Annotated in this window: 2 protein-coding genes; both read left to right on the top strand. The window is 61.1% G+C overall.

Annotation, left to right across the window (positions count from 1 at the left end; translation table 11 throughout):
* The first annotated feature begins 800 nt into the window (after positions 1 to 800).
* On the top strand, positions 801 to 1,706 hold the full coding sequence (locus M2D63_RS25490) for a transporter (protein WP_285865863.1): 906 nt from the start codon (positions 801 to 803) through the stop codon (positions 1,704 to 1,706).
* Between the two features lie 389 nt (positions 1,707 to 2,095).
* Positions 2,096 to 2,256: hypothetical protein (locus tag M2D63_RS25485; protein ID WP_405310929.1), on the top strand; the 161-nt coding region annotated here is incomplete at its 3' end.

Below are 2,256 nucleotides of genomic sequence, written 5' to 3'. Positions count from 1 at the left end.
GGCTACGCCGAAGGGTGCTACGCACCCGCCCCCTCCAGACACCTACGCTCGGCCTCCTGAAGTCGCGAAGTTACGGGCGGCGCCTGCTCGGGCGCATCTTCGAAAGCAGAGTCTGGCGCAGCCAGGCTGACGCCATCGCGGGGCAAGCCCGCTCCCACTCTTGCTCTTGATTTTCATGCGCGTTGTTTCAGGCGCCGCAGGACGTGGCGTCTCTCGCGTTCCAGGGCATGTCGAATTCCCGGCAGCTTTACCTGCCGAAAAGTGTCAACCATGTCCCCGCACACCTGTCCACCCTGTGTCCGGCCCATACACAAAGCCAAAGTGCGTAACGGCCCGCTCTTGCTCTTGCTCTTGCTCTTGCTCTTGCTCTTGCTCTTGCTCTTGCTCTTGCTCTTGCTCTTGCTCTTGCTCTTCATGCACGTCAGTTCAGGCGCTGCAGAATGCGACTTCAGGAGGCCGAGTGGAGGTGTCTGGAGGGGCCGTGCGCAGCACCTTCGGCGTAGCCGAAGAACGCGAGCCGTAGACTTGCGTAGCAAGTCGTAGGCCGCGTGGCCCCGCAGGGCGCCGGAGCGAGGGGACCCGGAGCGCAGCGCAGGGCCGGATGCAGGAGCAAGCGGTTTTGCCTACTTTTCCCAAGAGAAAAGTAGGCCGCCGTAAAGGCGGAAGGGGCCGGCAGCATCGCCACATCAAATGGATAAGCTCACAACCTCGACACCCACCCCCAACCCAAGGCACAGCCACCACCCCGGAGAAAAACGTCTAGGCTGTTTTTTGTTCAACCGACCGAACGAGGGATCGCCATGACCACCCGCCGTACAACCAGATTGCTGCTGTCGTTGTCGGCGCTTGGTTCCATGACCCCTTGCCTGGCCGACAACGCCAGGGACTGGCAGAACACCCCCATCGACCTGAACATGGTGTTCGGCTACTACAACCTGATCGACACCAACACCCCCATCGATACCGCCCTGCCGCTGGACGGGCTGTCACTCAACGCCGACCTGTACATCTTCCGCTATGCCCGCTCCTTCGGCATCGACGGCCGCAACTCGGCCATCCAGGTACTCCAGCCCTACGCCGACGTCGAAGCCTCGTTCGACGATGCCCGGTTCTTTTCCGGCACCAAGCACAATGGCGGAATGGGCGATACCCAGATCGTCTTCGCCCACAACTTCTTTGGCGGCCCGGCACTGAGCGCCGAGGAGTTTTCCAGCTGGCAGCCCGGCACCTTTCTCAGCGGCGCGATCTGGCTGGTCACGCCCACCGGCGACTATGACAAGAACCGCATCATCAACATCGGCTCCAACCGCTGGGTGGTCAAACCCGAGATCGCCTTCGGCACCCCCTTCGGCCCGACCTGGCTGGAGCTCAACGGCTATGTGTCGTTCTACGGTGACAACGACGATTACCAGGGCAACAGCAAGCTGGAACAAAAGCCGCTCTACGCCATGGAAGCGCACTACAGCTACACCCTCAACCGTGCACTCTGGGCGTCCCTGGACGCCACCTACAACACCGGCGGCGAAACCAAGATCGACGGCGTGAGCCAGGACAACGAACAGGAAAATACCCTGGTGGGCGCCAGCCTCGGCTTCATGCTGTCGCCGCAGTTCGGCGGCCTGGTGGCGTACAGCGACACGGTGTCGGAGCGCACCGGCTCGCCGGATGTCAACACCTGGACCCTGCGCTTGCAGTACGTCTGGTAGACGCCCGCCACGCCCGTTCTGCGCCAAACCCGCGACGCAGCCACGTCAGAACCGCTGGTTAGCCTGGTTGCGGGTGCCTGCGCGCGTGCCTTTTTCAGCAGCCTTCACCCATCTAAAACGCAATGTGTCGACAATCACCTTGTGCTGATTTCATTTTTACCTTAGATTCCGCAACTACAACACGTATGTGTCGACAGTTTTCATCAAAGGGACGTTCCAGGGACAAGACTGTCCGTGCACCCCGAACCGTTTTCAGTGGGAGCAGGCAGTTTCTCGGCAGCCGTACCAGCGGTCACTCTCAACGGCCTTGAATCTGCTCCCGCTTTTTTATTCCCGGGTACGAAGGCGCCCAAGAACGTCTTGCCCAACGCGCTATACAGGAGATCACCGTGCTCGAAGCCTATTTCCGCCACGTCCAAGCCCGCGCCGATGAAGGCTTGCCACCTTTGGCCCTGAACGCCGAACAGACCGCTGGCCTGGTCGAGCTGCTGAAGAATCCCCCTGCTGGCGAAGAAGCCGTCCTCGTCGACCTGATCACCAACCGCGTTCC

The sequence above is a fragment of the Pseudomonas sp. BJa5 genome, assembly GCF_030272875.2.
GTDB lineage: Bacteria > Pseudomonadota > Gammaproteobacteria > Pseudomonadales > Pseudomonadaceae > Aquipseudomonas.
Note: the sequence above shows the minus strand (reverse complement) of the source record. Positions and strands in the feature narration are given on the sequence as shown.